We start from the raw sequence: 23,696 nt of genomic DNA, 5'->3' as shown, positions 1-23,696 counted from the left end.
GACACGAAGTGCGCGAAGCCTGGGGGTCAGGCCTTCTTTTTGCTGAAGTAGTGGTTGTAGGCCATCTTGAAATCGACGCCGTAGTCGTTTTGCCACTGCAGCGCCTGCTCGGCGAACGCTCTCTGCGAATCGAGCACCTTCTTGAACAGCGGGTTCTCGCCGGCCTTCTTGGCCGTGATCTTGTCCCACGAGGCGAGTTGCGCGCGCAGCACCGCATCGGGCGTCTTGTAGAACTTGATGCCCTGCTTCTTCATGTCGGCATAGTCCTGCGAGTTGCGCTGAACCGCCTTCCAACTCATGTCGGCGCTTGCGGCCTGCACTGCGTAGTCGATGATCGACTTCAGTTCCTGCGGCAGCGCGGTGTACTTGGGCTTGTTGAACAGGATCTCGAACTGTTCGCCCGACTGGTGAAAGCTCTGCAGCATGCAGTTCTTCACCACGTCGGGGAAGCCGAGCACGCGGTCGCTCGATGCGTTGTTGAACTCGGCCGCGTCGATCAGGCCGCGGTCCAGCGCCGGCACGATCTCGCCACCCGGCAGCGGGTTCACCGCGGTGCCCATGTCGGTGAACACGTCGACCGCGAGGCCCACGGTGCGGAACTTGAGCCCTTTCATGTCCTCCACCTTGGCCACCGGCTTCTTGAACCAGCCCAGCGGTTGCGTCGGCATCGGGCCATAGAGGTACGACACCGTGTCCATGTTCAGGCTCTTGTAGATTTCATCGAGCAACGCCTTGCCGCCGCCGTAGTAGTGCCACGCCAGCACGGTGTTGGCGTCCATGCCGAAGCCGGGGCCCGAACCCCAGAGCGCGAGCGCCGAATTCTTGCCGTAGTGGTAGGCGACCACGCCGTGCCCGCCGTCCAGCGTGCCCTTGCTCACCGCTTCGAGCAGCTGGAATGCAGGCACTACCGCGCCGGAGGGCAGCACTTCGATCTTCAGGCGGCTGCCGGCCATGTCGTTGACCTTCTTCGCGAAGTCCTGCGCGTACTCGTGGAAGATGTCCTTGGCCGGCCATGTGCTCTGGAAGCGCAGCGAGGTTGTCTGCGCCATGCTGATCATGGGCGCGGACATTGCGCCGGCCGCCACTGCTGCGCCCTTCAACAGGCTGCGGCGGCGGTTCGGTGTGTTGTCTGTCATTGCGTTGTCTCCGTTGTGGTGCCTGGAAAATCCAGACTCCCATCTTTGACAGGGGAAGATGCACTCCTCAGAGGGTTTCCACGAACTGTTGAAAATTGTGTCGTGAATCGGGCTGTTTCTCACTGAGTACAACCTGACGAAGAACCCGCAACCATTTCGACCGAAGAATTGATCCGACCATGACTGCCCCCGAATTCCTCCCCGCCGACGGCTACGCCGGCGACATCACCCCCGACCAGGCTGCCCGGTGGGTTGCGAGCGGCGATGCCGTGCTGGTCGATGTGCGCAGCGACGCCGAGCGCGAATGGGTGGGCTATGTGCCGGGCGCGGTGCCGCTGGCATGGAAGCAGTGGCCCGGCATGGCGCTGAACGCCGGTTTCGACGAAGGCCTGCGCGCCGCGGTGCCGGCGGGGCAGAAGGCGTTGCTGCTGTGCCGCAGCGGCGTGCGCTCGATCGCGGCGGCCAGGCGCGCGACCGAACTGGGCATCGAGGCCTACAACATCCTCGAAGGTTTCGAGGGCAACCCCGACGAAAACGGCCAGCGCGGCCACACCGGCGGCTGGCGGCATCGGGGCCTGCCGTGGAAGCAGAACTAGGCTGCTTCCAGCGCCCGCTTCACTTCAGCGGGGGAATGCGCAGCTTCTGGCCCGGGTAGATCTTGTCCGGGTGGCTCAGCATCGGTTTGTTGGCTTCGAAGATCGCGTTGTACTTGTTGGCGTCGCCGTAGTACTTCTTGGAAATGGCCGAGAGCGTGTCACCCTTGACCACGTCGTGGTACTGCGCGGGGTCGGCCGCAGGCGCGGTGAGGTTGTTGTCGACATCGGTCACGTTGGCCACGTTGCCGGCCGCGAGCGCGGCTTTTTCGCTGGCCTCCTGCGAGGGTGCTGCGCCTGCGAGCGTCACCTTGCCGCTGGCGCCGTCATAGGTCACGGCGAGGTTGGTCAGCCCGAGGTTCTGCTTCTCGATGTAGGTCTTGATGGCTGCTGCCGCGGTGGCATTGGCATCGGCCGGCGCCGTGGCGGCCTGGGCCGACGAACCGCCGAACAGCTTTTCGCCGGCTTCCTTGATGAAACTGAGCAATCCCATGCTTCTCTCCTTCGTATGTTGGGAGGGCTGAGGATCGTCGAATTCAGCGGCCCGGGCTGTCGGCCGGCGCGCCGTTCGCGCAAGCAAATGCAAGCGGCAAGCGCCGCGCAGCCGGCTTCAGGCCGTCAGAACGATCTTGCCCGCGCGTCCGGGCTTGTCGCTCGCGGTCGCGGCCTCGGCCGCACGGGCGATGTCGAATGCGGCCTCGACCGGGAGCTTCAGCGCGCCGGTGGCAACCGCTTTCATCAGCTCGCCGATCAGCCGGCCGAGTTCAGCCGGCGGCGTGCTCTCGCTGCGCTTGGCGCCCCAGAAGCCCTTGACCGTGGCCTGCTTGAAGATCAGGTTGTCGGCGCCGATGACCAGCGGCTTGCCCGACATGGCACCGAACGAGATCAGCGTGCCGCCCACGGCCATCACGTTGGCCACCTGGTTCGCCGCGTCGCCACCGATCGAATCGACGGCGCGCAGGATCGGCGCGCCTCCGGTGATCTCGGCAACACACTTTTCCCAGCCCGGCTGTTCGGTCGACACGCCGTTGGCGATGCCCAGCGCCTCCAGTTCCGCCACGCCGGCGTCGCGCCGCACCAGGTTCACGACGCGGATGCCGCGCGCCTGCGCGAGACCGGCCACGGTCTTGCCGACCGCGCCGTTGGCGGTGTTCTGCACCATCCATTCGCCCGCCTTCAGCTGCAGATCCTCCAGCAACATCGCGGCGCTCAGCGGCATCGCGATGAGCTGGCAGGCCGCTTCGTCGGGCAGCGCGTCGGGCACGGCGATGAGCTTGGCCGCGGGGGCCAGGAAGAACTCGGCCCAGGTCGCGCTGGCACCAGCCATCATCACGCGCTGGCCCTTGGCCGGCGTGGTCACGCCATCGCCCAGTGCATCGACGACCCCGACTGCCTCGGTGCCCGGCGTGGCCGGCAGCGGGGGCTTGTAGCCGTAGACGCCGCGCACGATGGCCAGGTCGTGGTTGTGGATCGGCGACATGGTCATGCGCACGCGCACCTGGCCCGGGCCGGGCTCGGGCAGCGGCCGCTCGGCCAGAGTGAGCACTTCGCCCGGGTTGCCGAATTTTTCGATGACGACGCTTCGCATGGAATGTCCCTGTGGTGAAGTGAAGGGGCGTCAGCATAATGCGCCGCATGGCATTCCTCGCGATCGATATCGGCAACACGCGCCTCAAGTGGGCCATGTACGAGGCGCCGCGTCCCGGCGCCGCCTTGCTGGGGCACGGGGCGGAGTTCCTCGACCACATCGAGCGCCTGGCCGAGGGCCCGTGGGCCGAGCTGCCGCAGCCCGGTGCGATGCTCGGCTGCGTGGTGGCCGGCGATGCGGTGCGCCGCCGTGCCGAGGAGCAGGTGACGGAGTGCTTCGACTGCACCGCGCGCTGGGTGGTGTCGAGTACGGCCGAGGCCGGCATCGTGAATGGCTACGACCATCCCACGCGGCTGGGCGCCGATCGCTGGGTGGCGATGATCGGTGCGCGGCACCGCATGCTGGCCGAGGGGCCGGCGCGGCCGATGGTGGTGGTGCTGATCGGCACGGCGGTGACGGTCGAGGCGGTCGACACGCACGGCAAGTTCCTGGGCGGCCTGATCCTGCCGGGCCACGGCATCATGCTGCGCGCACTGGAGTCGGGCACTGCCGGCCTGCACGTGCCCACCGGCGAGGTGAGCGACTTTCCGACCAACACCAGCGATGCGCTCACGAGCGGCGGCACGTATGCGATCGCAGGCGCAGTCGAGCGCATGGTCGAGCATGTGCGCAAGCATTGTGGCGCCGAGCCGGTGCGCTACATGACGGGCGGGGCGGGCTGGAAGATGGCGCCGTCGATGGTGTCGCCGTTTGAGCTGGTCGACAGTCTGATCATGGACGGGCTGCTGGTGATTGCGCAGGAGCGGTTGCTGGCGAATTGAACCTGAATCGGCTGTGGTGAGAGCGCCCGGTGAGCGGTACGGGCCGTCCGACCCTGCTGCGCCGGCCGCTTCGCGGCTGCCCTGCGGTGCTCGCGCTTTGCGGGGTCTCGCAGAACTCGCTTCGCTCAAACAGCTGCGAGCCCTGATCCGCAAAACGCTGCGCTCCTCGGCGGCGCAGAAGGGATCGGCCAGCCCGTACCGCTCACCGGGCTTGGGGGTGGTGCGGAGGTCGCGCCTTCCGGATGCAACCCCCCGCGTCCACGTCGGTGGGTGGTATGCGCTGGGGCGGCCGTTGAGGCACCGCCGAGCAGCGCAGGGGCAGGCGGATCAGGGCCGCGCATACCGCCCGCCGACGCCCCCGGGTACGACGCACACCCCGGGGCCTCCGGCTCGTACTGAAGAAGCCCTACGCCGACTCCGGCCCCCGACGATGCACCTGTTGCGACGCCTTGCGCAGGCTCAACACCCACAGGCGCGCGTGCCGCTGCTCCTTGTTTTCGAAGCGTTCGGCAAAGCGCCGCATCGTGGGGCGTTCGATCGCCGCCATCGTCATCCAGTCGGTGCTGCGGAACCCCTCCGAGTCGACGCTGCGGCCAACCAGCGCAGGCCGCAGGGCCATGATCCATTCGGTTGGGATGCGCGGGTCGCCATCGAGCATGCGCAATGCGATCTTGGCGGCCTTGGGCGTCAGCGCATCGATCTTGTGTACGTGAAAGTCCAAGTCCATCGGGCAGGCCTTTGTTGATACAGAAGGATACAACTCACCTGCACGATCGTGCAACTACGCCGGAAGTACTCTGTGGCCGCGCCGCTCAGGCTCGCGCCCACTGCGTCACCGCGTGGATCGCCAGGCCCACCAGCCCACCCACCAGCGTGCCGTTGATGCGGATGAACTGCAGATCCCGCCCGATGTGCCGCTCCAGCTCGTCGGTCATCTCGTCGGCGTTCCACTGGCCCACGCGCTCGACGATGTAGACGCGGATGTCCTCGCGGTAGCGTTCGATGGCCAGCGGGGCCGCGGCCTCGATCTGCTCGTTTATCCAGTGGCGGATTTCGGCATCGGCCTGCAGCCGGGTGCCCAGCGCGCCGGCGAGTTTCGCGATGCGCTGCGCGATGCTGGAGTCCGGCCGCGCGAGGTCGTCATGCAGCCAGGCCAGCAGCTCGCCCCACAGGCCGTGCAGGTAGTCGCCCAGCGCCGGGTGCGCCATCAGCTCGGCGCGGATCTCTTCGCCGCGCTGCTGGAACGCCGGGTCGAGCTGTAGCCGTGCGATGAAGTCGGCCATGAAGCCGTCGAAGCGCGCGCGCAGCGGGTGGCCGGGCTCGGCCGCGAGTTCGGCCACGCTGTTGGCGACGGCGGCCACGATCTTCTTCGTGGCCATGCGTGCGGCCACTTGGTCGAGCCCGACGTAGCGCAGCGTCCTGATCTCGCGCGCGATAGCTTCGGTGATCTGCGCCTGCGCGGTTTCGCCTTCGAGCAGTTCGGCCACCTGCGCCAGCGCTTCGTCGAGCAGCGCCTGGTGCCGGCCGCCCGCGGTCAGTGCCTCCAGCGCCTGGCCGGCCACGCGCGAGATGTCGACCTGCGCCAGGCCCGCGCTTGCGATGCGGCCGAGGAAGTCGCGCACGCGCGCATCGTCGAAAGCGCTCAGGCCGTAGCGCGCCGCCATCACCCCCCAGCCCCCCATCCTTTCGGCGCTGGCCGGGCGTGCGAGCCAGTCGGCCAGTCGGCCCGCGGTATCGAACTCGCGCAGCTTGGCCAGTACCTGCTCGGTGCTCAGGAAGTTGTTGCAGATGAAGCCGGCGAGCTTGGCGCCGATGCGATCCTTGTTGCTCGGGATGATGGCCGTGTGCGGAATCGGCAGGCCGAGCGGATGGCGAAACAGCGCCACCACGGCGAACCAGTCGGCAATGGCGCCGACCATCGCGGCTTCGGCAAACGCCGCGAGATAGCCCCAGCCCGGATGCGGAAGGCGCCCCTCCATCGCGATGGCCAGCGCATAGAGCAGCGCCGCGCCGCACAGCAGGCCGAGCGCGATGCGCTTCATCAGCCGATCTGGGGTGCGCTGGCCAGGCCCTGCAGAAAAAGTTCGCAGCGCGCCAGCTGCTCCAGCGTCACGTACTCGTCAGGCTGGTGCGCCTGCTGGATGCTGCCGGGGCCGCACACCACGGTCGGGATGCCGGCGTTCTTGAAGAGGCCGGCTTCGGTGCCGAACGCGACCTGCGTCACGCCCGACTCGCCCGACAGGCGCTGCGCCAGCCGCGTCACCGGGTCGGTCGCCGAGCCGAGGAAGCTCGGGATCTCGCAGATGGTCTCGAACTTGAAGCCGGCCTCGGGCGCCACCCTTTTCATGGCAGGCTCTACGCGGCTGGCGTAGGCCAGCACTTCTTTTTGCATCGCCACGGCGTCGGCCGTCGGCAGGTTGCGGAATTCGTAGCGGAACTCGGCATCGCGCGGCACCACGTTGTCGGCAATGCCGCCCTGGAACTGGCCCACGCTCGCGGTGCTGAACGGCACGTCGAAGCCTTCGTAGCGCGCCTCGTTCTGCTCGAAGCCCTCGGCCATGTCGCGCACCTTGCCGATCACGCGCGCGGCCATCTCGATTGCGTTGACCGATTGCGGCGTGAGCGACGAGTGCGCCTCCTTGCCGCGCACGCAGCACCGGTAGCGGTACACGCCCTTGTGCGCGATCGCCGGAACCATGAGGGTCGGCTCGCCGATGATGCAGGCCACCGGCTTGACGTTGGCGTCCTTCATGTCGGCGATCAGTTCCCTCACGCCGAAGCAGCCGACCTCCTCGTCGTAGCTGAACGCGAAGTGCACCGCGAACGGCGACGCGCTTTCAAGGAACAGTTCGGCATTGGCCACCGCGATCGCGATGAAGCTTTTCATGTCGGCCGAGCCACGCCCGTACAGGCGCGGCTCGACGCGTTCGATCTCGCCGTCCTGGCCGACGGCCTCGGGCCAGGCCTGCACGCTGGCCGAAAGGGGGTCGACGCTCCACTCCTGCCCATCCCACGGCACCGTGTCGGTGTGGCCGGAGACGATCACGCCGGCCGGCTTGCCGGCACCGAGCGTGGCGAACAGGTTGGCCTTCCTGCGGTCGGCGCTGCGTGTGATGCGGCTGCGCACGCCGAGTCCGGCCAGGTGGTCCCGCACGAAGTCGATCAGCTCGAGATTGCTGTGGGCGCTGACGGTGTTCATGCGCACCAGCGTCTGCGCAAAACTGAGACTGCGGCTGGAGAGAATGTGTGACATGCCGTCATTCTCCCGGAAGTCCGGGCAGCGCATCGGCGCTGTCGAACATGCAACGAGATGTTCTGCGCGGCCGACGCACTGTGACGGCAGCGTGACAGGAAACAGTCATGCAGCCGGGGTAGGCTCGCGACTTTCAACCCGGAGAGGAAAAGCACCATGACCTTGTCGCACGCCCGTTGCGCCCGCCACGCCCTGTCTGCCGCCGCCCTGCTCGCGCTCGCCGCCTGCAGCATGCCCGGTGCCGGCCCGACGCCCCTGCTCACGCTCGACGGCCGCGCCCCGCTCGTGGTGGCGCACCGCGGTGCCTCCGGCTACATCCCCGAAGAAACGATCGAGGCCTACACCCGCGCGATCGAGCTCGGTGCCGATGTGATCGAAATGGACCTGGTGGTCACCAAGGACGGCGTGCTCATCACCCGCCACGACCCGAATCTCGCCCTGAGCACCGACGTGGCCACCAAGCCGCAGTTCGCGTCGCGCAAGAAGACCATGCAGGTCGACGGCGAAACGCAGACCGGCTGGTTCAGCCAGGACTTCACGCTGGCCGAGATCAAGACGCTGGGCGCCATCAGCACTGACGCCGAGCGGCCGCAGCAGTTCAACGGCCGCTACAAGATCCCGACCTTCCAGGAGGTTCTGGACCTGGCTGCCGCCCAGTCGAAGGCGACCGGCCGCGCGATCGCGATCTATCCCGAAACCAAGAACCCGACCTTCTTCCGCGACATGGGCCTGCCGATGGAAGACAAGCTCATCGCCATGCTCGAGCGTGCCGGCCTCAACAGCAAGACCGCGCCGGTGTTCGTGCAGTCGTTCGAGCCGGGCAGCCTCAAGTACATGAAGAGCAAGGGCCTGAAGACCAAGCTGATCCAGCTGATCGACGGCGACGGCATCGACATGAAAACCGGCGCCATGACCTATGCCGTGCCGGTCGACCGCCCCTACGAGTGGACGAAGGCCGGCGACAAGCGCAACTTCGACGTGATGGTCACGCCGGCCGGCCTGGCCGAGATCGCGAAGTACGCCGATGGCATCGGGCCGTGGAAGCGCTACATCATCAGCATCAAGGGCACCATCGGTGCCGACGGCAAGCCGGTCGACCTCAACAAGGACGGCAAGATCAACGATGCCGATGCAAGCTCGATGACGCCCACCACGCTGGTCGCCGACGCGCACAAGGCCGGCCTGTTCGTGCATCCGTTCACCTTCCGCAACGAGAACCGGCGCCTGGCGACCGACTACAAGGGCGACGCGAAGAACGAGTACCTGGCCTATTACCGGCTCGGCGTGGACGGTGTCTTCACCGATTTCACCGACACCGCACTGGCGGCCCGCAGCGCCTGGCTGAAGGAAACCGGCCGCTGAACTGGGCTCGCCCCCAGGCTTCGCGCACTGCGTGTCGCGCGCGCCAACCCCCTTCCGGGGGCAACACCAGCGGCCCGGCTAAGCCGGTTCCGCGGTGTTCTGGTAGAAAACGGGGATGAAACTCATTGATTCCCTGGTCACGCAGGCGGCCGGCATTGCTGCTGTGCGGCGCGACCTGCATGCACATCCCGAACTCTGCTTTCAGGAGGTGCGCACGGCCGACGTGGTTGCGGCCAAGCTCACCGAATGGGGCATTCCGATCCATCGCGGCCTGGGCACCACCGGCGTGATCGGCATCGTGAAGAACGGCACCAGCCACCGTGCCGTCGGCCTGCGCGCCGACATGGACGCGCTGCCGGTGACCGAGCTCAACACCTTTGCCCACGCCAGCACCCACCCGGGCAAGATGCACGCCTGCGGCCACGATGGCCACACCGCCATGCTGCTGGCTGCCGCGCAGCACCTGGCGAAGCATCGCAATTTCGACGGCACCGTCTACCTGATCTTCCAGCCGGCCGAAGAGGGCGGCGGCGGTGCACGCGAGATGGTCAAGGAAGGGCTGTTCGAGCAGTTCCCGATGGACGCCGTGTTCGGCATGCACAACTGGCCGGGCATGAAGGCGGGCCAGTTCGCCGTGAGCCCGGGGCCTGCGATGGCGTCGAGCAACGAGTTCACCATCACCATCCGCGGCAAGGGTGGCCATGCCGCGCTGCCGCACACGGGCATCGATCCGGTGCCGATCGGCTGCGAGATGGTGCAGGCGTTCCAGACCATCCTGACGCGCAACAAGAAGCCGACCGATGCCGGCGTGATCTCGGTGTCGATGTTCCACGCGGGCGAGGCGGTCAACGTGATCCCGAACAATGCCGAGCTGCGCGGCACGGTGCGAACCTTCACGCTCGAGGTGCTCGACCTGATCGAATCGCGCATGAAGCAGATCGCGACGCACATCTGCGCGGCGCACGACGCCGAATGCGACTTCGAGTTCATCCGCAACTACCCACCCACCATCAACACGGCCAACGAAGCCGACTTTGCGCGCCGCGTGATGGCCGGCATCGTCGGCGCAGACAACGTGCTGGTGCAGGAACCTGCGATGACCGCCGAAGACTTCTCTTTCATGCTGCTGGCCAAGCCGGGCGCCTATGCATTCATCGGCAACGGCGACGGTGCGCACCGCGACATGCACCACGGTGCCGGCCCGTGCACGCTGCACAACGCGAGCTACGACTTCAACGACGAGCTGATTCCCCTCGGCGCGACCTGCTGGGTGAGCCTGGCAGAGCAATTTCTGAAACCGGGCGGGGCCGCCGCATGATCGGGGTGGCCGAGGCGTTTTCTCCAGGCTACGCCGAGGCGCGCCGCAAATTCCTGCAAGGCTGCGTCGCCGCCGGCCTGAAGGTCGACACCCACCCGCATCCGCTCAAGGGCCGTGACGGCGAAGCGCTGGCGATGGACGTGGCGCTCGATGGCCCCGCCGATGCGAAGCACCTGCTGATCGTCACCAGCGCCTGCCACGGCATCGAGGGCCATTGCGGCAGCGGCGTGCAGGTGTTTGCGCTGCACGATGCCGAGTGGCGCGACAAGGCACGCGCGGCCGGCGTCGCCGTGCTGTACGTGCATGCGCTCAATCCGCACGGCTTTTCCCACGGCCGGCGCGTGACGCAGGAAAACGTCGACCTGAACCGCAACTTTGTCGACTACACGCAGCCGCTGCCCGTCAACGAGGCGTATGCCGGCCTGCACGCGCTGCTGCTGCCGACCGAGTGGCCTCCGTCGCCGAACAACCAGGCCCAGATCGCCGCCTGGATCGACACGCACGGCGTCGCCGCCTACCAGGCCGCGATCAGCGGCGGCCAGTACCAGTTCGACGACGGCCTGTTCTTCGGCGGCAAGGCGCCGACCTGGAGCAACCGCACCTTCCGCCAGGTGCTGCGGGCGCACGGGCAGGCCGCGCAGCGGCTGGCCTGGATCGACCTGCACACGGGGCTCGGGCCCAACGGCATCGGCGAACGCATCTTTGCCTGCCGCGACGACCGGGCCGCCTACGCGCGCGCCAACGCCTGGTGGGGCACGCCCGAGGCGCCGGTCACGTCGATCTACGACGGCTCGTCGACCTCGGCCTTGCTGACCGGCCTGATGTGCACCGCCATGTATGAGGAATGCCCGCAGGCCGAGTACACCGCAATCGCGCTCGAATACGGCACGCAGCCGATCCTCGAGGTGATGGGCGCACTGCGCGCCGACCACTGGCTGCACGCCCATCCGGAAGCCGCACCCGAGCTGGCCGACGCCATCCATGCGCAGATGCTGGAGGCGTTCTACACCGACACCGATGCCTGGAAAGGCCAGGTCATCAGCCAGGCGCGGCAGGCGATGTTCCAGGCCGTGGACGGCCTGGCCGCTAGGTCCTGATACGCCCGTCGCCCGTGATCATCGACAGCTCGACGAACTTCGACGCCACATGGTTGCGGGCCGAGAACGACACGTCGAAACCGCCGAACTGCTGCTTGTCGATGCTTTCCAGCCCGGCGATCAGGCTGTCGCGCGAAGGCTTGCCGGGGGCGCGCTTGAGACCTTCGGTCAGCACCTTGGCAGCCAGGTAGCCCTCCATGCTCGAGAAGTTGGCCTTGGTGTTGCCGCCGCTCTTGCGCACCGCATCGCTGAACTCGCGCGTGATGCCGTTGGCCGCGTTGTAGGGCGAGGGCACCACCTGCGTGACCACCACGCCAGCGCCTTCCTTGCCGAGCTCGTCGGCCAGCGCCTGCGTACCGACGAACGACACGTTGTAGAACGTGCCGCCGTAGCCCGCCTTGCGCGCTTCGCGAATGAACGCGGCGCAGGCCTTGTAGGCGCCGATCTGCACCACCGCGTCGGGCTTCGTGGCAATGATCGTTTTCACCGCGCCCGCCACTTCGACCGAATTGCGTTCCACCGTGGCCTGCGCCAGCGGCTTGAGATCCTGCTGCGACAACGCCAGCGTGACGCCGTCGAGCCCGGCCTTGCCGTACGCGTCGTTCTGATAGAACACCGCGATCTTCTTCAGCCCGAGGTGGGTGAGCTGCTTCACGATCACTGCGGTCTCGTCGTTGTAAGAGGCGCGCAGATGGAAGACGTTCTTGTGGAACGGCTCGCGCAGCGCCATCGCGCCGGTGAAGGGCGCGATGAACGGAACCTTGTCTTTCACGGCCAGCGGCAGCGCGGCCAGGCTGGTCGGCGTGCCGATGTAGCCGAACAGCGCAAAGACGTCGTCGTCGATCAGCTTGCGGGTGTTGGCCGCGCAGCGGTCGGGCTCGTAGCCGTCGTCCAGAAAGCGCAGCTCGATGTCGCGCCCCGGCTGGGCGTTGTAGCCGTCGAGGAACAGCTTGGCGCCCTGGTAGAACTGGATTCCCAACTGTGCTGCGGGGCCCGAGAACGGGGCGGATTGGCCCAGCACGATCGGCGTTTCACTTTGCGCGCGCGCGATCTGGAAGTTGCCGAGCATTGCCGCACCTGCGGCCGCGACGGAAAACTGTCTGCGATTCATCATTGAGGAAACCCCTCCACGCGCACATGCCGCGCGCAAACTAGACTTGGCCGATGGTCATTGCCACGGCGTTATCAACAACTCCCCAAACCACGGTGCTCGGCGCCTGCCCGCACGACTGCCCCGACACCTGTGCACTGGTCACGACCGTCCAGGACGGCCGGGCGGTCAAGTTGCAGGGCAACCCGAACCATCCGCACACCGGTGGCGTGCTGTGCACGAAGGTGTCGCGCTACATCGAGCGCAACGACCACGCAGAGCGGCTCACCACTCCGTTGCGTCGGGTCGGGCCCAAGGGCGCCGGCCGGTTCGAGCCGGTGTCGTGGGACATTGCTCTCGACGCGATCATTGCTCGCTTCAAGGCGCTGAAACATTCAGAAACTATTTTGCCCTACAGCTACGCCGGAACCATGGGTTTGGTGCAGGGTGAATCGATGGATCGTCGTTTTTTTCACAGGCTGGGCGCCTCGCTGCTCGATCGGACGATCTGCTCCACCGCTGGGGGTGAGGCCTTAAGTTTTACATTGGGTGGCAAGGTCGGCATGCGGGTCGAGTTTTTTGCCGAGTCGAAGCTGATCCTGATCTGGGGCAGCAACTCGATCGGCAGCAACCTGCACTTCTGGCGCCACGCGCAAGCGGCCAAACGCAACGGCGCACGGCTGGTTTGCATCGACCCGCGCAAGACTGAAACCGCCGACAAGTGCGACGAGCACATCGCGCTGCTGCCGGGCACCGATGCGGCGCTGGCCCTGGCGCTGATGCACGAACTCATCGTGCACGACTGGCTCGACCACGACTACATTGCCAATCACACGCTCGGGTGGGAGCAGCTGCGCGAGCGCGCGCTGCAATGGCCACCCGCGCGGGCGGCGCAAGTCTGCGGCGTGCCCGAAGCGCAGATCGTGGCGCTCGCGCAGGCCTGGGGCACCACGAAGCCGGCGGCGATCCGGCTCAACTACGGCATGCAGCGCGTGCGCGGCGGCGGCAACGCGGCCCGGGCGATCGCCTGCCTGCCGGCGCTGGTGGGCGCCTGGCGGCATCGTGCCGGCGGCTTGCTGCTGAGTGCGTCGGGCCATTTTCCAGTCGACCGCGCGGCGCTGCAGCGGCCGGATCTGCTGGCCGGGCGCAGGCCGCGCACCATCAACATGAGCACGATCGGCGATGCCTTGCTCGACACGGCCAACCCGGTCGAGGCGATCGTGGTCTACAACAGCAATCCGGTGGCGGTGGCGCCCGATTCCGGCAAGGTGGTGGCCGGCTTTGCGCGCGAAGACCTGTTCACCGTGGTGCTCGAGCAGTTCCAGACCGACACTGCCGACTACGCCGACTTCGTGCTGCCCGCGACCACGCAGCTCGAACATTGGGACATCCACACCAGCTACGGCCACACCGATGTTCTGCTGAACCGGCCGGCCGTGGCGCCGCGTGGCGAGGCGCGCAGCAACGCCTGGGTGTTTCGCGAACTGGCGCGGCGCATGGGCTTCACCGAGCCCTGCTTTGCCGACGACGACGAAGCGCTGTGCCGCAGCGCCTTTGCACCCGGCGTGGTCGACTTTGCGCAACTCGAGGCGCAAGGGTTCACCAGCCTCGCGCTGCCCGAGGCGCCCTTCGCCGACGGCAAGTTCCCGACGCCTTCGGGCCGCTGCGAATTCTTCAGCGCCCGGCTCGCCGCGCAGGGTCAGGACGGGCTGCCCGACCATGTGCCCAACTACGAAGCGGCCGGCAGTTCGCGCGAATTTCCGCTGGCCATGATCTCGCCGCCGGCGCGCAACTTCCTCAACTCCACCTTTGTGAACGTGAAGAGCCTGCGGGCGATCGAAGGCGAGCCACTGCTCGAAATCCACACCGACGACGCGGCCGCGCGTGGCATTGCCGACGGTGCAACGGTGAGGGTCTTCAACGCACGCGGCGAACACCGCTGCCGCGCCGAGGTGTCGCGCCGCGCGCGACCGGGCGTGGTGCACGGGCTCGGCATATGGTGGCGCAAGCTCGGAATGGACGGCACCAACGTCAACCAGCTCACCAGCCAGCGCCTGACCGACATCGGCCGCGGCCCGACGTTCTACGACTGCCTGGTGCAGGTGGAAGTCGACGACAGGAGCGCTGCCGCATCATGACGCGGCGCCGCAAGGCCGCGTGGCTGCTGGCCCTGGCCGCCGTCGGCGCGCTCGCGCTCACGGGCTGCAGCAACCTCGGCTACTACTGGCAATCGGCTCGTGGCCACGTGAACCTGATGCGCGCGGCCCGGCCGGTGCCGGAGTGGCTTGGCGATCCCGCGACGCCCGCCGTGCTCAAGGCCAGGCTCGAACTCACCCAGCGCATCCGCCGCTTTGCCGTGACCGACCTCAGCCTGCCCGACAACGCCAGCTACACCGCCTATGCGGAACTGCATCGCAGTGCGGCCGTATGGAACGTGGTCGCGGCACCGGAATATTCGCTCACGCTCAAGACCTGGTGCTTCCCGGTGGCGGGCTGCGTCGGCTACCGCGGCTACTACGACAGCGCCGACGCCAACGCCGAGGCGGCCGCGCAACGCTCGACCGGGCTGGAGGCCGCCGTGTACCCGGTGCCTGCCTACTCGACGCTGGGCTGGTTGAACTGGGCCGGCGGCGACCCGTTGCTGTCCACCTTCATCGGCTACCCCGAGGGCGAGCTGGCGCGGTTGATCTTCCACGAGCTGGCGCACCAGGTGCTCTACGTGCCGGACGACACGGTGTTCAACGAGTCCTACGCCACGGCGGTCGAGCGGATCGGTGGCGCGCGATGGCTCGCCACGCAGGCGGGGGAGCCGGCACGCACCGAATACGCGCAGTTCGACGCGCGGCGCCAGCAGTTTCGCCAACTCATGCTCGAAACGCGCCGGCAACTGCAGCGGATCTATGATTCCAAAGAGGCCGCGGCGCACGACTGGCGGGCGGTGGATGCGATGAAAAAGTCAGCAATGGACGGTTTTCGCGAGCGCTACGGCGCCTTGCGCGCCGGCTGGCCCGGCCCGCGCCAGGGCGCATACGATGCCTGGGTGGCGCGCGCCAACAATGCGACTTTCGGCGCGCAGGCCGCTTACGATGAGCTGGTGCCCGCCTTCGAGGCGCTGTACGAACGCGAAGGGCGCGACTGGCCGCGCTTCTACGCAGCCGTCAAGCGGATCGCCGTACTGCCCAAGGGCGAACGCGAGCGGGCGCTGAAGAACATTCCTCAAGAGAACGGAAAGCCTGGTGTCTGACATCCACATCGAACGCAATCACACGCTCGGCATCGAGCGGGCCCGCGAAGTCGCGCAGCAATGGGTCGACCAGGTCGAGCGCGACTACGGCATGGAGTGCCGCTATTCCGAAGGCTGGGAGTGCGACGTGGCGCAGTTCGCGCGGCCGGGCGCCGAGGGCACCCTGCGCGTGACGGCCGACTCCTTCGAGCTGCACATGACGCTGGGCTTCCTGATGGACGCGTTCAGCAGCCAGATCGAGGCCAAGGTGTCGCGCAACCTCGACGAACTGCTGGGCGCGGCTTAGCGCAGCGACTCGATGAGATCGATGTAGCCTTGCTTGGCTGCGTCGGCGTCGATGCCCTTGTTCGCCGTCCAGGCGTCCCACTTGGCGCGCGCAACGAAGTCGCTGAAGCTTGGCTTCTTCTCGGTGTTGTCGCCGAGCGTCGCCTGTTTGAACAGGCCGTAGATCTTCAGCAGGGTGGGGTTGTCGGGGCGCTCGGCCAGCAGCTTGGAGTTGGCTTGGGCGGCTTCGAAAAGGGCGTTCAGGTCGGTCATGCCGGGATTGTCTCAGCCTGCCGGACTCAGTCCGAAAGACCGGCGCGTGCCAGTTCGACGTCGAGCCGTTCGCGCGCGTCGACCGGCTCGAGCGCCGCCGCCCGCTGGTAGAGCCGGGTTGCTTCGCCCATGCGTGCGTCGCCATACAGCATCAGCAAGCCGCGCCCGTACTCCATCAGTCCACTGGCCGATTCGGGATGCAATTCCAGGCCGCGCTCGAACAGCTCGATGGCAGTTTCTGCCCGGACGCCGTAGGTCATGCGGGCCACCAGCGGCCCGACCTTGTCGATCACCTCGGCATGGAAAGCGGCCAGCGCGATGTGGGCGTCGGCATGGTGCGGCTGCAACGCGATCACGCGCTCGAGCGCGGTCTTGACCTTGCCGCCCAGCCCCTGCGCCAGCGCGCGCGCCACGCTGATGCCCTGGCTGTAGCGGCCCAGCGCATAGGCTTCCCAGTAGAGCGCCTGGCAGTTGTCCGGCTCGTTGCCGGCCTGTGTGGCGGCCCGCTCCGCCACCTGGCGGAACAGCGTGAGCCGGATCGCCTCGCGCGGCTCGATGTAGTTGGCATAGATCGCGGTTGCCTGGTTGACCAGTGCGGAGCCTTCACGGCCATGCAGCAGGCCCACGGCAGCGGCGCGCTCGAACTCGCCGCTGTGATACAGCGCCCAGCCCTCGGCCAGCGGCCCCGGTGCAGGCGGCTGCAGACCCTGGCCGGCATGCAGCCTGTTCCAGTGCGCCAGCAGGCTGACCGTGTCGAAGCGGGTGACGTCGGAGTAGGGCAACGGTGTCCATGGCGCCGTCATCGGGTTGGCGCCAGTGGGTGCCAGCAGCGATTGGGGGGTCGTGAAATTGGAGACAGGCATGGTCAGGCGACGGCCTCATCTTCGCTCGCATAGGCGTCGCTCAGTGTCAGAAGATGCCGACGTTGTGCCGACACCAGGTACGGCGCCAGCAGATGCAGCGTGTGCTGGCCCCCGCGCAGCAGCGCGCCTTGCGCATGGGCTGGCTCAAGCGCCTCGCGCGGGTTGCGCACGTACTCGTAGCTGAGCCAGTAGGTCAGCACCACCACCATGCTCTGGGCCAGTGCGTCGACCTCCCGCGCGTCGATCTCGAGGTGGCCGGCGCGGGCCATGCCGGCCAGCAGCGTGCGAATGGCGCGCACCTTGTTCTTGAGCACGGCCTGGAAGCGGGTCTCGAGCAGACGGTTCTTGCTCAGCAGGTCGTTCAGGTCGCGATACAGAAAGCGGTGGCGCCAGATCAGCTCGAACAGGCTGTGCATGAAGAACCAGGCATCTTCCACATCGTGCACGCCTTCACTGGCATGCAGCAGTTCGTCGAGCTCGGCTTCGTAGGCCTCGTAGAGCCGGTTGATCAGCTCGTCCTTGGCGGGATAGTGGTAGTAGAGATTGCCGGGGCTGATGCCCAGTTCGGCCGCGACCAGCGTGGTCGACACGTTCGGCTCGCCGAAACGGTTGAACAGGTCGAGCGCCGTCTCGAGGATGCGTTGTGCAGTGCGGCGTGGCGCTTTCTTGGCCATGACGTAGCCCCGGTTTTTGTCTCTGGGGCCACTCTAGCGCAACTGTGCTGACGCAGGGCGACGTAGATCAAAGTTTCGGTCGCCGCCGTGAGGGCTTCTTGGCCGGGGCTTCATCGGCCTTGCGCGTTGCTGCCGTCTTGCGCGCGGGGTGCGGTGCGCTGCCGGCCGGTGATTGCGATGCGAGCCGGGCCTCGAGTTCGGTGACGCGCGCCTTGAGCGCCTGGATCTCGGCGGCCGATGGCACGCCGATTTTTTCGAGCGCCTTTGCCACGCGCTCCTCGAAGATGTTTTCGAGCTTGCCCCATTGGCCGACCGCCTTGGCGCCGAACTCGCTGGCGAAGCCGCTCATGCGGGCTTGCGCCTGCGCGAGCGTCTCTTCGGCCGCCTGCTGCGTCTTCTTCTGCATGCCGGCGCCGTCCTTCACCAGCGACTCGAACACCTTGCTGCCCTCTTGCTGGGCCTTGGCAAAAGCGCCGAGACCGGCAAGCCAGATTTGCTGGGCGGAGTCCTTGATGCGGTCGCCAGCGGCAGCTGCCTCATCGTTCTTGGGCGTTGGCTTTTCCATGGATTGATCTCCGGAGTGAACAGCGAAACCGCAGGGTACAGCACAGGGATGATGCGTGATGCATGAGCGGTGTTAACCATGATGCAGCAGGGTGTGGATGTCGTCGCGGATCACGCCCAATCCCATGGCCAGGGTGTGCTGGAGCCGGTGCCAGCGCGAGGCGCTCACCGAACTCTGCGCCGGTTCCTCGGCACGCGTCGGGGGAAGCGACGCGACCAACGCGCCGACGCAGACCGCGGCTGCGATCACCACCTGGACGGCGTGCCGCACGGGACGTGCGGCAGGGGTATGAAGGGGCGTTGCCGGAGATTCGACATCGGGCGCCACCGCCTCCGCAGAGACGCAAAGCCACTCGAGGGAAAGCCGCTGGAGATGAAATCCCAGGCGCCGCGCGTCAGCACCGAGCCCGCAATCGCAGGGCCGCAGGGGATCGGTGATGTCGAACTCCAGCACGAGCACCCGCGCCTTCGGCATGTCGGTAGAAGGTGCCTTCAGGACGAAGCGCACTTCGGTTTCGCCGGTGGTGCCGCCTGCCGTCTGCACGTCTGCCTGCCGCCCACCGATCCAGGCGCGAACGATCGGATTTCGGCTGGACGTTCCCACGAAGAGAAGGCCCTCGATCCGCGCGCGCAATTCGGTTGCGTTGGCCGGGGCGCTGCTGGCCAGCGGAATGACGAGGCACGCGCGTGTTCCGCCGGTCCAGACGCCCGTGCCCTCCGGGGCGCTCCAGCCGAAGCTGAGCCAGGCGGTCGCAGGCTGGCCCGCCTGAAAATCGTAGACGCGGCCCGGGGCCAGTTCGGGTGCGGCGTGCAGTCCGGGGCTCTGCGCATCCCATCCCCAGCGGACGGCGAAAGCGCGATCCAGTGCATCGTCGGGGAAACGGGCGGGGCGCTGCGTCAAGCCGTCCGTGCGGCCGCAGATCTTTGACAGTGCTTGCATCGACAGGATCCCGGGCTCCGTGATCTGCCAGTCCGAGCAGGCTGCCGGCAGCTTGTTGCGCCGGTTGCGGTCGGCTTCGATCAAAGGCACGGCGGGCTTCATGAAGTAAGCCGCTTCGCGCAGTGCGCCGGACGAAAGTCCGCAGACGAAGCTCAGGTTGTCCGCACACATCAGCGCATAGATGTTGCTGTCAGTCCAGGCCACGTTGGAGATCTGGCTCGCCAGCCGTGTGAGATGCCGAAGGTCGGATTCATAAGGGTGCGGCTTGATCAGGAGCAGATCCACGCTGCTGGCGAGCTCCCGAATTTCATCGAGGCCGTCGATCGGGTGGGCAATCTCGCCGTCACGGATCAGCGCCAGATCCACAGCGGTCTGACCGCAGAACAACCCGACAGTCATGTCGCGATCGAACAGGAGCGAGGGGCCGCGGCGTGAGAAGTAGCCCTCCAGAACGATCGCTTCGTTCCAGAACAGCTCTTCGTCGATGTGCCACCCACCGAGCGCTGCCTCGATCTGCCGGTCGTTCGTTCGTGCACAGAAGGCCAGGTGCGAAGTGAAGCGGATCGGTGAAATTTCCAGATCGACGAACGCGGCGCCGCTGCGTTCGATGAAATGCATCAGCGACGGCGTCAGGCCCCAGCCGATCACCAGCGTTCGCGGCGTGAGCATGGGCATCAATCCCATTTCCGCCACTGGCGTCAGATCCGCAGCGCTCGCCTTTGCCCACCCCGCAGGCGTGGGCGCGAGCCCGAGCGCCTTCATCATCGCGGCGACATCGAGCCGGCCGCCATCGGATCGCGCATATTCTTCCCGGCAGACAATGCCCAGTCGGCTGGCCGAGTGGCGGAACGCTTTGTGAAGAAACCGCCGGTTCGCAGGATGCGATGGCAGGGAGTTGTCAGACGAGCGAAAGAAATCGTCCATGAACACGATCTCGTCGAAACGTGTGGCGTTCGCCATTTTTATTGTTCCGGTAGCCAGGCTGAGGCATTCAGACGCGCGGCTGGTCACCCCGGTTCCGGAGCTTTACCGCGGCTTCACAAAATCGTTGTTCTGGACGGCTGGCAGGGGCGTCGGCGCGCCCCCGAGCCATCGACAAATCCGTGTTGCGCGGCACGCGGGATAATCTCTCCTGCCTTCCGCTTGTGAGGGTGCATTTCGAAGCAAGAGGAGACCCATGATCCTGGTTACCGGCGGCGCCGGCTTTATTGGTGCCAATTTCGTACTCGACTGGCTCGCGCAGAGCGGCGAAGCGGTCGTCAATCTCGACAAGCTGACCTACGCAGGCAACCTGGAGACGCTGGCCTCGCTCAAGGCCAACCCGGGCCATGTCTTCGTGCAGGGCGATATCGGCGACAGCACGCTGGTTGACCGCCTGCTGGCCGAACACAAGCCGCGCGCAGTGGTCAACTTCGCGGCCGAGTCGCATGTCGATCGTTCGATCCACGGCCCCGAGGATTTCGTGCAGACCAATGTGCTGGGCACGTTCAGGTTGCTCGAATCCGTGCGTGGCTACTGGAGCGCGCTGCCCGCAGAGCAGAAAGCGCAGTTCCGCTTCCTGCATGTGTCGACGGACGAGGTCTATGGTTCACTTTCAGCAAGCGACCCGGCGTTTACCGAAGAGAACAAATACGAGCCCAACAGCCCGTACTCGGCCAGCAAGGCGGCCAGCGACCACCTCGTTCGGTCATGGCATCACACCTACGGCCTGCCGGTGCTGACAACCAATTGTTCCAACAATTACGGTCCGTTCCATTTCCCCGAAAAGCTCATCCCGCTGATGATCGTCAATGCGCTCGCCGGCAAGCCGCTGCCGGTGTATGGCGACGGCATGCAGGTGCGCGACTGGCTCTACGTCAAAGACCACTGCAGCGCCATCCGCCGCGTGCTCGAAGCGGGCCGGCTCGGCGAAACCTACAACGTCGGCGGCTGGAACGAGAAGCCCAACATCGAGATCGTCAACACCGTGTGTGCCCTGCTCGACGAGTTGCGGCCCAAGGCCGACGGCAAGAGCTACCGCGAGCAGATCAGCTACGTGACCGACCGCCCCGGGCATGACCGTCGCTATGCGATCGACGCGCGCAAGCTCGAGAAAGAGCTGGGCTGGAAGCCGGCCGAAACCTTCGACACCGGCATCCGCAAGACCGTCGAGTGGTACCTGGCCAACGGCGAATGGGTGCGCAACGTCCAGAGCGGTGCCTACCGCGAATGGGTCGAGAAGCAATACGACGCCACGCCCGCAAAGGCAGCCGCATGAAGTTGCTGCTGCTGGGCAAGGGTGGTCAGGTAGGCTGGGAACTGCAGCGCAGCCTGGCGCCGTTGGGCGAAGTGGTGGCGCTGGATTTCGACAGCAGCGACTTCCACGCGGACTTCAGTCGCCCCGAGCAACTGGCAGAAACCGTGCTCAAGGTGCGCCCCGACGTGATCGTCAATTCGGCGGCCCACACGGCGGTGGACAAGGCCGAGGGCGAGCCCGATTTCGCGCGCAGGCTCAATGCCACCTCACCCGGCGTCGTCGCCGAAGCCGCGCAGCAGATCGGCGCGCTGATGGTTCACTACTCGACCGACTACGTGTTCGACGGCAGCGGCACGAAGCCCTGGCTGGAAGACGACGCAACCGGGCCGCTGAGCGTGTACGGTCGTACCAAGCTGGAGGGCGAGCAACTGGTGGCAAAGCACTGTGCCCGGCATCTGATCTTTCGCACCAGCTGGGTCTATGCGGCCCGCGGCGGCAACTTCGCCAAGACCATGCTGCGGCTGGCGAAGGAGCGCGACCGCCTGACCGTGATCGACGACCAGTTCGGCGCGCCTACGGGGGCCGAGCTGTTGGCCGACGTTACTGCACACGCCATCCGCGACACGCTGCGCGAACCGGCCAAGGCGGGGCTCTACCACCTGGTCGCCGGCGGCGAAACCACTTGGCACGGTTATGCGAAGTTCGTGCTGGAGCAGGCGCGCGCTGCCGGGGTCGAGCTGAAAGCCGCGCCCGAGGCCGTGGATCCCGTGCCGACCAGTGCGTTTCCGACGCCAGCGACACGCCCCCACAATTCGCGGCTGAACACGTCAAAGCTCCAATCCGCTTTCGGCCTTGTGCTGCCGCAATGGCAGACCGGCGTGGCCCGCATGCTGCGCGAGACTTTTTAGAAGAGGGACAACAACGATGACGCAACGCAAGGGGATCATCCTCGCGGGGGGCTCCGGCACCCGCCTGCATCCGGCCACGCTCGCCATGAGCAAGCAACTGCTGCCGGTGTACGACAAGCCCATGATCTATTACCCGCTGAGCACGTTGATGCTCGGCGGCATGCGCGACATTTTGATCATCAGCACGCCGCAGGACACGCCACGCTTTCAGCAGTTGCTGGGCGACGGCAGCCAGTGGGGCATCAACCTGGAGTACGCGGTGCAGCCGAGTCCGGACGGCTTGGCGCAGGCGTTCATCATCGGCGACAAGTTCGTCGGGAATGCGCCGAGCGCGCTGGTGCTGGGCGACAACATCTTTTACGGTCATGACCTGCAGCACCTGCTGGGCGATGCAGATGCGCAAACCAGCGGCGCCACGGTATTCGCGTACCACGTGCACGACCCGGAGCGCTATGGCGTGGTGGCGTTCGACGCAAATGGCAAGGCCAGCAGCATCGAAGAGAAGCCGGCCAAGCCCAAAAGCAGCTATGCGGTGACAGGCCTGTACTTCTACGACAACCAAGTCGTCGACATCGCCAAGGCCGTGAAGCCCAGCGGGCGCGGCGAATTGGAGATCACCGCGGTCAACCAGGCTTACCTGGATCTCGGGCAACTCAACGTGCAGATCATGCAGCGCGGCTATGCGTGGCTCGACACGGGCACGCATGAGAGCCTGCTTGAAGCGGGGCAGTTCATCGCCACGCTGGAGCATCGGCAGGGGCTGAAGATCGCCTGCCCGGAAGAGATTGCGTGGCGGCACGGCTTCATCGATCGGGAGCAGTTGGCCAAACTGGCCGCGCCGCTGGAAAAAAGCGGATACGGCAAATACCTGAATCATCTGCTGGCCGAGGAGATGCGCTCATGAAGGTCACGCCGACTGCGATTCCCGATGTGCTCGTGATCGAGCCCAAGGTATTTGGCGATGCGCGTGGATTCTTCTTCGAGAGCTTCAACAACAAGGCTTTCGATGACGCGGTCGGCAAGCATGTCGAGTTTGTCCAGGACAATCATTCGCGTTCGGTCAAGGGCGTACTCCGGGGACTTCACTATCAGATAGAGCAGCCGCAGGGGAAATTGGTGCGGGCGGTTCGCGGTGCAGTGTTTGACGTGGCCGTGGACATTCGCAAGTCGTCTGCGACGTTTGGACAGTGGGTGGGAGCCGAACTCAGCGACGAAAACCACAAGCAGTTGTGGGTGCCGCCGGGTTTCGCGCACGCCTTTCTGGTGCTGACCGATTCCGCGGACTTCCTGTACAAGACTACAAGCTACTACGCTCCGGCCCATGAGCGCGCGATCGCCTGGAACGACCCCGAACTGGGCATTCGCTGGCCGGATACCGGCGGGGATCCAAAGCTTTCCGCCAAGGATGCGGCCGCCGTCCCGTTCCGCTCGGCGGAAGTGTTTGACTGAAAAATTGTTGAAAAGACCCTGCA

At 66.3% G+C, this 23,696-nt stretch carries 24 protein-coding genes; 12 read left to right on the top strand and 12 right to left on the bottom strand.

The genetic code is table 11. The features are described 5' to 3' along the window. Positions 1-26: 26 nt before the first annotated feature. Positions 27-1,136, bottom strand: coding sequence for a TRAP transporter substrate-binding protein (locus QTI05_RS05945; RefSeq protein ID WP_286545344.1), 1,110 nt, complete (start codon positions 1,134-1,136; stop codon positions 27-29). Between the two features lie 179 nt (positions 1,137-1,315). Between QTI05_RS05945 and QTI05_RS05940 the strand changes: the two genes are divergently transcribed. Next, positions 1,316-1,732, top strand: coding sequence for a rhodanese-like domain-containing protein (locus QTI05_RS05940; RefSeq protein ID WP_286623379.1), 417 nt, complete (start codon positions 1,316-1,318; stop codon positions 1,730-1,732). Positions 1,733-1,751: 19 nt separating this feature from the next. Here QTI05_RS05940 and lysM read toward each other — a convergent pair whose 3' ends face one another. Further along, entirely contained in the window at positions 1,752-2,222 is a 471-nt protein-coding gene (lysM, locus tag QTI05_RS05935; RefSeq protein ID WP_286623378.1) for a peptidoglycan-binding protein LysM, read from the bottom strand. 117 nt (positions 2,223-2,339) lie between these two features. Next, positions 2,340-3,317, bottom strand: coding sequence for a zinc-binding dehydrogenase (locus QTI05_RS05930; protein ID WP_286623376.1), 978 nt, complete (start codon positions 3,315-3,317; stop codon positions 2,340-2,342). A gap of 47 nt (positions 3,318-3,364) precedes the next feature. Here QTI05_RS05930 and QTI05_RS05925 point away from each other — a divergent pair, with 47 nt between their 5' ends. After that, a complete protein-coding gene (locus tag QTI05_RS05925) occupies positions 3,365-4,138 on the top strand; it encodes a type III pantothenate kinase (protein WP_286623374.1) in 774 nt (257 codons plus the stop codon). A 406-nt stretch (positions 4,139-4,544) separates the two neighbouring features. On the opposite strand, the gene QTI05_RS05920 is transcribed toward QTI05_RS05925, so the two are convergent. From QTI05_RS05920 to argE, 3 genes are all read right to left on the bottom strand, one after another. After that, positions 4,545-4,865 carry a hypothetical protein gene (locus tag QTI05_RS05920; RefSeq protein ID WP_286541509.1) on the bottom strand — a complete coding sequence of 107 codons (321 nt, stop codon included), beginning with the start codon at positions 4,863-4,865 and terminating at the stop codon, positions 4,545-4,547. An 85-nt stretch (positions 4,866-4,950) separates the two neighbouring features. Continuing rightward, on the bottom strand, positions 4,951-6,180 hold the full coding sequence (locus tag QTI05_RS05915) for a DUF445 domain-containing protein (RefSeq protein WP_286623315.1): 1,230 nt from the start codon (positions 6,178-6,180) through the stop codon (positions 4,951-4,953). Further along, positions 6,180-7,391 (bottom strand): acetylornithine deacetylase, encoded by a 1,212-nt coding sequence (gene argE / locus QTI05_RS05910; protein ID WP_286541513.1) that lies wholly within the window; start codon positions 7,389-7,391, stop codon positions 6,180-6,182. The genes QTI05_RS05915 and argE overlap by 1 nt, the downstream gene beginning before the upstream one ends. Before the next feature lie 156 nt (positions 7,392-7,547). Here argE and QTI05_RS05905 point away from each other — a divergent pair, with 156 nt between their 5' ends. The 3 genes from QTI05_RS05905 (at position 7,548) to QTI05_RS05895 (ending at position 11,168) form a co-directional block, all read left to right on the top strand. Then, positions 7,548-8,753 carry a glycerophosphodiester phosphodiesterase gene (locus QTI05_RS05905; protein WP_286623314.1) on the top strand — a complete coding sequence of 402 codons (1,206 nt, stop codon included), beginning with the start codon at positions 7,548-7,550 and terminating at the stop codon, positions 8,751-8,753. Between the two features lie 115 nt (positions 8,754-8,868). Further along, positions 8,869-10,071 (top strand): M20 aminoacylase family protein, encoded by a 1,203-nt coding sequence (locus QTI05_RS05900; protein WP_286623312.1) that lies wholly within the window; start codon positions 8,869-8,871, stop codon positions 10,069-10,071. Beyond that, positions 10,068-11,168: a M14 family metallopeptidase gene (locus tag QTI05_RS05895; protein WP_286623311.1), complete on the top strand. Its 1,101-nt coding sequence runs from the start codon at positions 10,068-10,070 to the stop codon at positions 11,166-11,168. Before QTI05_RS05900 ends, QTI05_RS05895 begins: the two co-directional genes overlap by 4 nt. Here QTI05_RS05895 and QTI05_RS05890 read toward each other — a convergent pair. Beyond that, the gene (locus tag QTI05_RS05890) at positions 11,158-12,282 is read right to left on the bottom strand and encodes an ABC transporter substrate-binding protein (protein ID WP_286541518.1); all 1,125 of its coding nucleotides are present in this window, start codon (positions 12,280-12,282) and stop codon (positions 11,158-11,160) included. The genes QTI05_RS05895 and QTI05_RS05890 overlap by 11 nt on opposite strands. 50 nt (positions 12,283-12,332) lie before the next feature. Here QTI05_RS05890 and QTI05_RS05885 point away from each other — a divergent pair, with 50 nt between their 5' ends. From QTI05_RS05885 to QTI05_RS05875, 3 genes are read left to right on the top strand one after another with little or no spacing between them, the layout of a single operon-like run. Beyond that, on the top strand, positions 12,333-14,396 hold the full coding sequence (locus tag QTI05_RS05885) for a molybdopterin-containing oxidoreductase family protein (RefSeq protein WP_286623309.1): 2,064 nt from the start codon (positions 12,333-12,335) through the stop codon (positions 14,394-14,396). After that, positions 14,393-15,502, top strand: coding sequence for an aminopeptidase (locus QTI05_RS05880; RefSeq protein ID WP_286623307.1), 1,110 nt, complete (start codon positions 14,393-14,395; stop codon positions 15,500-15,502). Before QTI05_RS05885 ends, QTI05_RS05880 begins: the two co-directional genes overlap by 4 nt. Next, positions 15,495-15,788: a polyhydroxyalkanoic acid system family protein gene (locus tag QTI05_RS05875; RefSeq protein ID WP_286541521.1), complete on the top strand. Its 294-nt coding sequence runs from the start codon at positions 15,495-15,497 to the stop codon at positions 15,786-15,788. Before QTI05_RS05880 ends, QTI05_RS05875 begins: the two co-directional genes overlap by 8 nt. Here QTI05_RS05875 and QTI05_RS05870 read toward each other — a convergent pair. The 5 genes from QTI05_RS05870 to QTI05_RS05850 all read right to left on the bottom strand — a co-directional run bounded on the left by QTI05_RS05870 (position 15,785) and on the right by QTI05_RS05850 (position 20,040). Continuing rightward, positions 15,785-16,039, bottom strand: a complete 255-nt coding sequence (locus tag QTI05_RS05870; protein WP_286541522.1) for an acyl-CoA-binding protein — start codon at positions 16,037-16,039, stop codon at positions 15,785-15,787. The two genes, QTI05_RS05875 and QTI05_RS05870, sit on opposite strands and share 4 nt — an antisense overlap. A 26-nt stretch (positions 16,040-16,065) precedes the next feature. Next, on the bottom strand, positions 16,066-16,902 hold the full coding sequence (locus QTI05_RS05865; RefSeq protein WP_286623306.1) for a tetratricopeptide repeat protein: 837 nt from the start codon (positions 16,900-16,902) through the stop codon (positions 16,066-16,068). A 2-nt stretch (positions 16,903-16,904) separates the two neighbouring features. After that, on the bottom strand, positions 16,905-17,576 hold the full coding sequence (locus QTI05_RS05860; RefSeq protein ID WP_286623304.1) for a TetR/AcrR family transcriptional regulator: 672 nt from the start codon (positions 17,574-17,576) through the stop codon (positions 16,905-16,907). A 67-nt stretch (positions 17,577-17,643) separates the two neighbouring features. Further along, on the bottom strand, positions 17,644-18,141 hold the full coding sequence (locus QTI05_RS05855; RefSeq protein ID WP_286623303.1) for a phasin family protein: 498 nt from the start codon (positions 18,139-18,141) through the stop codon (positions 17,644-17,646). Positions 18,142-18,213: 72 nt separating this feature from the next. Then, positions 18,214-20,040 (bottom strand): hypothetical protein, encoded by a 1,827-nt coding sequence (locus tag QTI05_RS05850; RefSeq protein ID WP_286623302.1) that lies wholly within the window; start codon positions 20,038-20,040, stop codon positions 18,214-18,216. A gap of 217 nt (positions 20,041-20,257) precedes the next feature. On the opposite strand from QTI05_RS05850, the gene rfbB reads away from it, so the two are divergent. The 4 genes from rfbB to rfbC are packed head-to-tail and all read left to right on the top strand — an operon-like array spanning position 20,258 to position 23,673. Next, positions 20,258-21,337 (top strand): dTDP-glucose 4,6-dehydratase, encoded by a 1,080-nt coding sequence (gene rfbB / locus QTI05_RS05845; RefSeq protein WP_286541530.1) that lies wholly within the window; start codon positions 20,258-20,260, stop codon positions 21,335-21,337. Continuing rightward, positions 21,334-22,224 (top strand): dTDP-4-dehydrorhamnose reductase, encoded by an 891-nt coding sequence (gene rfbD, locus QTI05_RS05840; protein WP_286623301.1) that lies wholly within the window; start codon positions 21,334-21,336, stop codon positions 22,222-22,224. Before rfbB ends, rfbD begins: the two co-directional genes overlap by 4 nt. Before the next feature lie 16 nt (positions 22,225-22,240). Then, positions 22,241-23,128, top strand: a complete 888-nt coding sequence (gene rfbA, locus QTI05_RS05835; RefSeq protein ID WP_286623299.1) for a glucose-1-phosphate thymidylyltransferase RfbA — start codon at positions 22,241-22,243, stop codon at positions 23,126-23,128. Further along, the gene (gene rfbC / locus QTI05_RS05830) at positions 23,125-23,673 is read left to right on the top strand and encodes a dTDP-4-dehydrorhamnose 3,5-epimerase (RefSeq protein WP_286623298.1); all 549 of its coding nucleotides are present in this window, start codon (positions 23,125-23,127) and stop codon (positions 23,671-23,673) included. The genes rfbA and rfbC overlap by 4 nt, the downstream gene beginning before the upstream one ends. Positions 23,674-23,696 lie beyond the last annotated feature (23 nt).

The sequence above is a fragment of the Variovorax fucosicus genome (genome assembly GCF_030316825.1).
Lineage (GTDB): Bacteria > Pseudomonadota > Gammaproteobacteria > Burkholderiales > Burkholderiaceae_C > Variovorax > Variovorax fucosicus.
The sequence above is the reverse complement of the archived record's forward strand: the minus strand, read 5'-3'. Positions and strand labels throughout refer to the sequence as shown.